Annotated in this window: 10 protein-coding genes; 9 read left to right on the forward strand and 1 reads right to left on the reverse strand. The window is 61.0% G+C overall.

Features of this window, described 5'->3' with window-relative positions; all coding sequences use genetic code 11:
• Nucleotides 1–521: hypothetical protein (locus AADA04_RS00615; protein ID WP_340691289.1), on the reverse strand; the 521-nt coding region annotated here is incomplete at its 3' end.
• 115 nt (nt 522–636) lie between these two features.
• On the opposite strand from AADA04_RS00615, the gene AADA04_RS00620 reads away from it, so the two are divergent.
• From AADA04_RS00620 to AADA04_RS00660, 9 genes are all read left to right on the forward strand, one after another.
• A complete protein-coding gene (locus tag AADA04_RS00620) occupies nt 637–1,734 on the forward strand; it encodes a CaiB/BaiF CoA-transferase family protein (protein ID WP_340691290.1) in 1,098 nt (365 codons plus the stop codon).
• A complete protein-coding gene (locus AADA04_RS00625; protein ID WP_340691291.1) occupies nt 1,734–2,474 on the forward strand; it encodes a histidine phosphatase family protein in 741 nt (246 codons plus the stop codon). Before AADA04_RS00620 ends, AADA04_RS00625 begins: the two co-directional genes overlap by 1 nt.
• A gap of 251 nt (nt 2,475–2,725) precedes the next feature.
• Nucleotides 2,726–3,967 (forward strand): dipeptidase, encoded by a 1,242-nt coding sequence (locus tag AADA04_RS00630; RefSeq protein ID WP_340691292.1) that lies wholly within the window; start codon nt 2,726–2,728, stop codon nt 3,965–3,967.
• A 122-nt stretch (nt 3,968–4,089) separates the two neighbouring features.
• Nucleotides 4,090–4,275, forward strand: a complete 186-nt coding sequence (gene rpmF / locus AADA04_RS00635; protein WP_340691293.1) for a 50S ribosomal protein L32 — start codon at nt 4,090–4,092, stop codon at nt 4,273–4,275.
• A gap of 112 nt (nt 4,276–4,387) precedes the next feature.
• Nucleotides 4,388–5,668 carry a phosphopyruvate hydratase gene (eno, locus tag AADA04_RS00640; protein ID WP_340691294.1) on the forward strand — a complete coding sequence of 427 codons (1,281 nt, stop codon included), beginning with the start codon at nt 4,388–4,390 and terminating at the stop codon, nt 5,666–5,668.
• A 42-nt stretch (nt 5,669–5,710) separates the two neighbouring features.
• Nucleotides 5,711–6,010, forward strand: coding sequence for a septum formation initiator family protein (locus AADA04_RS00645; RefSeq protein ID WP_340691295.1), 300 nt, complete (start codon nt 5,711–5,713; stop codon nt 6,008–6,010).
• A 68-nt stretch (nt 6,011–6,078) separates the two neighbouring features.
• On the forward strand, nt 6,079–7,092 hold the full coding sequence (gene pdhA, locus AADA04_RS00650) for a pyruvate dehydrogenase (acetyl-transferring) E1 component subunit alpha (protein WP_340691296.1): 1,014 nt from the start codon (nt 6,079–6,081) through the stop codon (nt 7,090–7,092).
• The gene (locus AADA04_RS00655; protein ID WP_340691297.1) at nt 7,093–8,496 is read left to right on the forward strand and encodes a pyruvate dehydrogenase complex E1 component subunit beta; all 1,404 of its coding nucleotides are present in this window, start codon (nt 7,093–7,095) and stop codon (nt 8,494–8,496) included.
• 4 nt (nt 8,497–8,500) lie between these two features.
• A partial coding sequence (locus AADA04_RS00660) for a biotin/lipoyl-containing protein (RefSeq protein WP_340691298.1) occupies nt 8,501–8,742 on the forward strand: 242 nt, incomplete at its 3' end.

The raw sequence follows: 8,742 nt of genomic DNA on the forward strand, positions 1-8,742 counted from the left end.
GTCAGCGCCGCCGTCACGGATACGCCTCGCGCGTTCAGCGCATTTTGCAGGGACAGGAACAGCGGCGAACTCTGGCCAAGATAGAGGACTTCCGGAGCGGCATCGGGCGGCGGGCCGGATGCGGTCATCCCGAATGCTTTCGCAGTTTCGGCGCGAATCGCGACTTCCGTGCTTCGCGCCTCCCGGCGTGCCATCGCAGACAACCGCCCTTTCAACATTCCCAAGTCCCGGTCACGGCGAACCGTGAGCGCGTCAGACAGGAACAGTCCCGCGTCTGCGGTATCGAGAATGATCAATCGCCGGGTCAGACCGCGAAGGCACGCTTTGTGGCAGGCCTGCAGCACCGCCATGGGCACGCTGGCCAGATCGATGAGAAGGGGATCAGATGACTCGAAATCCACCGCATCTCCGCTCGCATACGGGCGCATGCCGCCGGATCGCAGGCGCGCGGCAACAATCTTGAACCGCACACCCGTCGCGGCGACTTCGATTGGCGGGTCCATGTAGGTCAGGTCAGGCATGAATTTCTCGAAACGCTGCAGCGGTCGACGCTGGGACACCCCTTCCTTTTGCCGGTTTCACACTTAAAGTTCCGCTAATCAGGCTGCATTGGCCAATCGAGAACGGGAGAAGATCATGGCGAGTGGGCCACTGGACGGTGTCAAAATTGTTGAATTCGCGGGAATCGGTCCGGGACCATTCTGTGGCATGCTATTGTCCGACATGGGCGCCGACGTGGTCCGCATTGATCGCGCCGGCGACGGCAAGCCGGGTCGCGCTGCGGACGTCATGAGTCGCGGACGCCGATCAATCAGCCTGAACCTCAAGGATCCGGCAGATGTCGAAGTCGCCCTGAAACTGATCGAGAAGGCTGATGGCCTGATCGAAGGCTTCCGTCCCGGCGTGATGGAGCGCAACGGTCTTGGACCGGATACCGTTCTCGCGCGCAATCCGAAACTCGTTTACGGTCGCATGACCGGCTGGGGACAGTTCGGTTCGCTATCACAAGCGGCCGGCCACGACCTCAACTATATCGCTCTGACGGGCGCGCTCCACGCCATGGGCCGCAAGGATGAGCGCCCGAGCCCGCCACTCAATCTGGTCGGCGACTATGGCGGCGGTGCCCTCTATCTGGCCATGGGCCTGCTGGCCGGCATCGTGAACGTCAAGAATGGCGGCAAGGGCCAGGTCATCGATGTTGCGATGACAGACGGCGCGGCGTCACTCTCCACCATGTTCTTCGGCATGAAAGCCATGGGTGTGTGGACCGATGACCGCGAATCGAACCTGCTCGACGGCGGGGCGCACTTCTACGACACCTACGAATGCAGCGACGGAAAATGGGTCTCCATCGGTTCGATCGAGCCGCAATTCTATGCGCTGCTTCTCGAGAAGACTGGCGTCACCGACCCGGAATTCAAGTCCCAGATGGACCGATCGAAATGGGGCCCACTCAAGGCCAAGCTGACCGCGATCTTCAAAGGCAAGACGCGCGACGAATGGTGCGCCATCATGGAAGGCACCGACATCTGCTTCGCGCCGGTTCTGTCCATGGCCGAAGCACCGAGCCATCCGCACAATGTCGAGCGCAAGACATTCGTCGAAGTTGAAGGCGTCGTTCAGCCCGCGCCCGCACCACGATTCTCCGGCACGCCGGCAGAAATCCAGCGACGTCCTGCTGGCGTCGGCGAGCACACCGACGAAATCCTGCGCGACTGGAATGTCAGCCGCTAATGAGCGCGCTTCCGGGAACCACGGGCCGGCGGCGCATCTACCTGATGCGCCACGGCTTCGTCGACTATACGTCGGCCGCCGTCCGCAAGGCGCGTGACCCGTCGATCGCGGTGCTGACCGAAGCGGGCGAATTCGAAGCGAAGGCCGCGGGCGTGGCGCTCTCAGAAGTCCACTTTGATCTCGCGATCTGTTCCGGACTCAAACGTACCAGGCAAACGGCCGAGATCGTCCTCGCCGAGCATCCAAAGAATCTGGTTCTCGAAGAGGAACCTCGTTTCGGCGAGGTCCGGTCCGGACAGTACATCGACTTCCGTTCGGCAGAACATCTGGCCGCCACGATGACATTCACGTTCGAACAGGCGGGTGAGCCGGATGCGCGTTTCCTCGAAGGCGGTGAGAAATTCTCCGATGCCCTTGAACGCATCCTGGAAGGCTTGAGCGATCTGCTCACCCGACCCGGCTGGGCCAGCGCCCTCGTCGTCGCGCACGAAGTCGTCAATCGCATGGTGCTTGCCTCTGTCGTGGGGGCACCGCTCGGCGCCAGTGCGGGCTTCGAGCAGGATACCGGCTGCATCAACATCATCGATTTCGACATGGTGCCAACAGACGACGGCACAGGCACCCAGATCGAGCGGGGCGTCGTGAAAGCGGTGAACCTGACACCGGCAAACTACCTCAAGAACGGCATGAACCTGCGCAGCCTCGAGGCCATCTTCACCCGGCCGGACCCTGGCACCTGAGCAGAATGCCGCAACTCGCGTCTCAGGTGAACAGAACATAACAAGGGCACGCGGATCCGTTCAGGTAAGATCCGCTATTAACCAACCTGTCGGTGCCGCGTTTTTAGGCTTTTTGCCAGAACAACGCATTGACGTCCTTCTTGCTTTACCTCGGCCGCCCCTCGGGGCGGCCATTTTCTTGCGCCGCAGCATTTTACGGATAAGGTCTCTCCATCTGAACACATGGCGAGGGCTGACACTTGAAAACGACAATGACGAGCATGCTGGTACTGGCGGCCCTGACGGCCTGCTCCCCGAAAGCACCGGCACCCGCAGACACAGTCCCTGAGCCCGAATCAGCAGCCCAGCTACACGAACGCCTGCTCGTGCTTGATTCCCACCTCGATACGCCTGCGAATCTTTCCAAGCCTGACTTCGATATCATGGCCGACAATCCGAGCGTGCTCGGCAGCGTCCAGGTCGACCTGCCGAAGATGACGCGCGGAGGTCTCGATGGTGGTTTCTGGGTAATTTTCACGCCGCAAGGGCCTGTCGACGAAGCGTCCTATGAAGCCGCAAGAGCGGCGGCACTCACCCGTAGTGATGAGATTCGCACCATGGTTGCCGATCACCCGGATTCGTTTGAACTCGCCTACACGTCCGAAGATGCCGCTCGTATTGCCGCGTCCGGAAAGCGGATCGTCTACCAGTCCATCGAAAACAGCTATCCGATCGGAACCGATCTTTCGCTGGTGAAGACCTTCTATGACCGCGGCGTCCGCTTTATCGGCCCGGTGCATTTTCGCGACAACCAGTTCGCCGACAGCGCAACGGATCTTTCGGCCGGAGACTTTGGTGGCCTCAGCCAGCTCGGCGAAGAACTGGTCAGGGAAGCCAACCGCCTCGGCATGGTCCTGGATGGGTCCCACGCGGCTGATTCGACGGTTGATGACATGATCGCACTGTCCACCACGCCGCTGATTCTCACTCACACAGGCGTCAAGGCCGTCTACGACCACCCACGGAACATCAGTGACGATCTTCTGCGCAAGATCGCCGACGATGGCGGCGTCATACAAATCAACGCCTATGGCGGTTATCTCGAGGCGCTCTCACCCACCCCTGAGCGCCAGGCTGCACTGGACGAACTTCAAACGGAATTCGAAGGAATCTCGCCGATCACGGCGGACGCCGAGACGCGCGAGCGCTACATGGCCCGCATGGAAGAGGTGGACGCGTCATTTCCGCCCCCTCGTTCCACGTTCGAGAAGTTCATGGAGCACTTGAACCACGCCCTCGACGTGGTCGGACCCGACCATATCGGCATGGGGGCTGACTGGGATGGCGGCGGCGGCGTTGAAGGCATGGAAGACGTATCCTTCCTGCCGAAAGTCACCGAACGCCTTCTGGCTGAGAGCTATTCAGAGGCCGATATCCAGAAGATATGGAGCGGCAACATGCTGCGGATGCTGCAGCAGGCCGACGCGGCCAAAGAGACACCTTTGCCCCAATAGGGCAGGAGAATACATAATTCGCGGGTTTGGTGATGTTCAGACCTTGCAAAGCCGGTTTGGCGTCTGTAAGAGGCCCGTTCCAGTTCACACGCTGAAAATGCGCAACAATCCGGATACCTGTCATGGCAGTTCCTAAGAGCAAAATCTCCAAGTCCCGTCGCGGCATGCGCCGTTCGCACGACCGGCTTGCAATGAATACGTACATTGAAGACGCCCAGTCAGGCGAGCTTCGTCGCCCGCATCACATCGACATGAAGACCGGCATGTATCGCGGTCGTCAGGTGCTTGAGCCAAAGGGCGATATCTAGTCTGGTTGCGCATTTGCGCGCACGAGACTAAGGGTTCCAGCGCCTCCCGCCATCCGGCTGGGGGCGCTTTTTACATCTGACGCCGAACACAATTAAGGGGCACAAGACCGCCATGAGCGAGATCATCGACATTCACGCACGCGAAATCCTCGACAGCCGGGGCAACCCGACCGTGGAAGTGGACGTTACCCTTGATGATGGCTCGACGGGCCGCGCTGCCGTGCCATCGGGCGCGTCGACTGGCGCCTATGAAGCCCACGAGCAACGCGATGGCGACAAGTCGCGCTATGGCGGCAAGGGCGTGCTCAAGGCAGTCGATGCCGTGAATGGCGAAATCTACAATGAACTCGAAGGCATGGACGCCACCGACCAGCGCCTGATCGACATGATGATGATCGATCTGGACGGCACGGAGAACAAGTCCCGCCTCGGCGCGAATGCGATTCTCGGCGTCTCGCTGGCGGTTGCCAAGGCCGGCGCTGAAAGCTGTGCCATGCCGCTCTACCGCTATATCGGCGGCGCCAATGCCCGCGTCCTGCCAACGCCGATGATGAACATCATCAATGGCGGCGAGCATGCCGACAACCCGATCGATATCCAGGAATTCATGATCATGCCGGTCAGCGCCGAGAGCCTGACAGATTCGGTCCGCATGGGCGCAGAAGTCTTCCACGCGCTTAAGAAAACGCTCAGCGACGCCGGGCACAATACCAATGTCGGCGACGAAGGCGGCTTTGCGCCGAACATCGGCTCGACCGAAGAGGCGATCGGCTTCATCATGAAAGCCATCGAAAAGGCCGGTTATGCGCCGGGCGAAGACATCGCGCTCGCGCTCGATGCGGCCTCGACCGAGTTCTACAAGGACGGCAAGTACCACCTCGCGGGTGAAGGCAAGATTCTCGGGTCTGACGAATTCGCCAAATATCTTGCAGACCTCTGCGGCCGCTATCCGATCATCTCGATCGAAGACGGCATGGCCGAGGACGACTGGGACGGCTGGGTCGCGCTGACCGAAATGATCGGCGACCGCATCCAGCTCGTCGGCGACGATCTCTTCGTGACCAATCCGGAACGCCTATCGACCGGCCTCCAGAGGGGCGCTGCCAATTCGATCCTGATCAAGGTCAACCAGATCGGCACGCTGTCGGAAACGCTCGACGCCGTCGAACTGGCGCACCTCCACGCCTATACGGCCGTCATGTCCCACCGCTCCGGCGAGACAGAGGACACGACGATTGCCGACCTCGCGGTCGCCACCAATTGCGGACAGATCAAGACCGGATCGCTGTCCCGCTCTGACCGGATTGCGAAATACAACCAGTTGATTCGCATCGAGGAAGAGCTCGGCCCGATCGGCATCTATGCCGGCCGGTCGCGCATCAACGCGGAATAGCGCAAACCCGCGGTTAACCAATCGCGTCTACAGATCTGCAGCATGGTATCCCGCCTCGAGGCCCTCGGGCTCAGCCTGCTTGTGCTCTACTTCGCCTACCACGCGTTTGCGGGGGAGAAGGGCCTTGGCCGTTGGTCTGATGCCCAGCTGGAACTCGAAGACCGCAAGGCCGATCTGGCCAGGATCGAGGCCGATCTGACCCGCCTGCGCACCGATATCCGCAGGCTCACGCCGGGATCGGTCGATCCGGATTTTGTCGAAGCCCTGGCGCGCGATAAGCTCGCTTTTGTGTACCCGAACGAGATCGTCCTCATGGCGTCAGCGGGCAGTGTTGCAAATTGACATAGATGTTCTGACTTGTCGCAACGGAAACACGCATACATAAGACGGGTAAGGGATGGAGTTATCTGATGGCGACAAAACCTAAGAGTGCCAAAAAAACACCCACTAAGACAAGCAAGGCCGACATGCTCGAATATTATCGGGCGATGCTGTTGATCCGGCGCTTCGAAGAGAAGGCTGGCCAGCTCTACGGCATGGGCAAGATTGCCGGCTTCTGCCACCTCTATATTGGTCAGGAAGCGGTCGTCACCGGCATGCAGGCTTGCCTGAAGGATGGCGACCAGGTCATCACCGGTTACCGCGACCATGGTCACATGCTGGCCTGCGGCCTCGACCCGAAAGGTGTCATGGCGGAGCTGACCGGGCGTGCAGACGGACTCTCCAGAGGGAAGGGCGGCTCCATGCACATGTTCAGCCGCGAAAAGAACTTCTTCGGCGGCCACGGCATCGTCGGTGCGCAGGTGCCGATCGGCACCGGGCTCGCCTTTGCCAACAAGTACAAGGGCAATGACAATGTATCCATCACCTATTTCGGTGATGGCGCTGCAAACCAGGGCCAGGTCTACGAGGCCTTCAACATGGCCTCCCTCTGGAACCTGCCGGTCGTCTACGTCATCGAGAACAACCAGTATGCGATGGGCACGAGTGTCGCCCGCGCCTCGGCTGAAGTCGAACTGTTCAAGCGCGGCATCAGTTTCGAGATTGAGGGCGAAGCCGTTGACGGCATGGACGTCCTCGCGGTGAAGGAAGCCGGTGAAAAGGCCGTCAAATATGCCCGGTCCGGCAAGGGCCCCTACATTCTCGAAATGAAGACCTACCGCTATCGTGGCCACTCCATGTCCGACCCCGCCAAGTATCGCAAACGCGAAGAGGTCGACGACATCCGCACCCATCACGACCCGATCGAAGGCCTCAAGGGCCAGCTGATCGAAGCGGGTCATGCGACGGAAGAGGAACTCAAGAACATCGACAAGGAGATCAAGGGCATCGTCAAGGACGCCGCCGACTTCTCGCTCGAAAGCCCCGAGCCCGATCCGTCCGAACTCTGGACGGATGTCCTTCGCGAAGTGGAGTCCGTCTAGATGTCCGTTGATATTCTCATGCCGGCCCTGTCACCCACCATGGAAGAGGGCACGCTCTCCAAATGGCTGAAGAAGGAGGGCGACACCGTCTCCTCCGGCGACGTGATTGCCGAGATCGAAACCGACAAGGCGACGATGGAAGTCGAAGCCGTGGACGAAGGCATCCTCGCCAAGATCCTCGTCGCTGAAGGCACCGAAGGCGTCAAAGTGAACGCCGTCATCGCCGTCCTCGCCGAAGAGGGCGAAGACGCAGGCAGCGTGAAGCCGTCATCCAATGGCGCCGCAGCGCCTGCCGCCGCTCCGAAAGAACAACCGGCAGAATCCAGCGCAGCTGCGCCCGCGCCTAAGGTCGAATCCGAAGACGCGCCCGCCGCAGCCGTCCTCTCCGATCCCTCCATTCCCGAGGGCACAACCTTCACCGAAACCACGGTCCGCGACGCGCTGCGTGACGCCATGGCCGAGGAAATGCGCCGCGACGAAACCGTTTTCGTCATGGGCGAGGAGGTCGCCGAATACCAGGGCGCCTACAAGGTCACCCGCGAACTGCTGCAGGAATTCGGCGCCCGCCGCGTCGTCGACACGCCGATCACGGAGCATGGCTTTGCCGGCCTCGGCGTCGGCGCGGCTTTTGGCGGCCTGAAGCCCATCGTCGAATTCATGACCTTCAATTTCGCCATGCAGGCCATCGACCACATCATCAACTCCGCCGCCAAGACGCTCTACATGTCCGGTGGCCAGATGGGCTGTCCCATCGTGTTCCGTGGCCCCAATGGCGCAGCCTCCCGCGTCGGCGCCCAGCACAGCCAGGACTATGCATCATGGTACGGGCATATCCCGGGCCTCAAGGTCGTCGCGCCGTATGACGCGGCAGACGCAAAGGCCCTGCTCAAGGCGGCGATCCGCGACCCCAACCCGGTCGTCTTCCTCGAGCATGAACTGATCTACGGCACCAGCTTCCCGGTGCCGGACCTTGACGATTATGTCCTGCCCATCGGCAAGGCTGCCGTGAAGCGCGCCGGCACCGACGTCACACTGGTGGCCTATTCCCGCATGGTCGGATTCGCCCTGCAGGCCGCCGACGAACTGGCAGAGCAGGGGATCAGCGCCGAAGTTGTCGACCTGCGCTCCATCCGCCCGCTCGACACGGCCACGGTCATCGAAAGCGTCAGGAAGACCAACCGTATCGTCACCTGTGAAGAAGGCTGGCGCTACATGGGCATTGGCGCAGAGATCTGTGCCACGGTCGTCGCCGAAGCCTTCGACTATCTCGACGCCCCACCGGCCCGCGTCCACCAGAAGGACGTGCCGCTGCCTTACGCCGCCAATCTCGAAGCGATGAGCCTCCCCAGCGTCGCCGACATCGTCGCAGCAGCCCGCAAGGTCTGCTACGCGGACCAGGAGTAGCGCCATGAGCATCAACATCACCATGCCCGCCCTCTCCCCCACGATGGAAGAAGGCACGCTTGCCAAATGGCTCGTCAAGGAAGGCGACATCGTCTCCTCCGGCGACATCATTGCGGAAATCGAAACTGACAAGGCGACGATGGAAGTCGAAGCCGTCGATGAAGGCACTATTGCCAAGATCCTCGTCGCCGAGGGCACCGAAGGCGTAAAGGTCAACGCCGTGATCGCCGTGCTCGCCGAAGAAGG

Source organism: Hyphomonas sp. (assembly GCF_037969335.1).
In the GTDB taxonomy this organism is placed as follows: domain Bacteria; phylum Pseudomonadota; class Alphaproteobacteria; order Caulobacterales; family Hyphomonadaceae; genus Hyphomonas.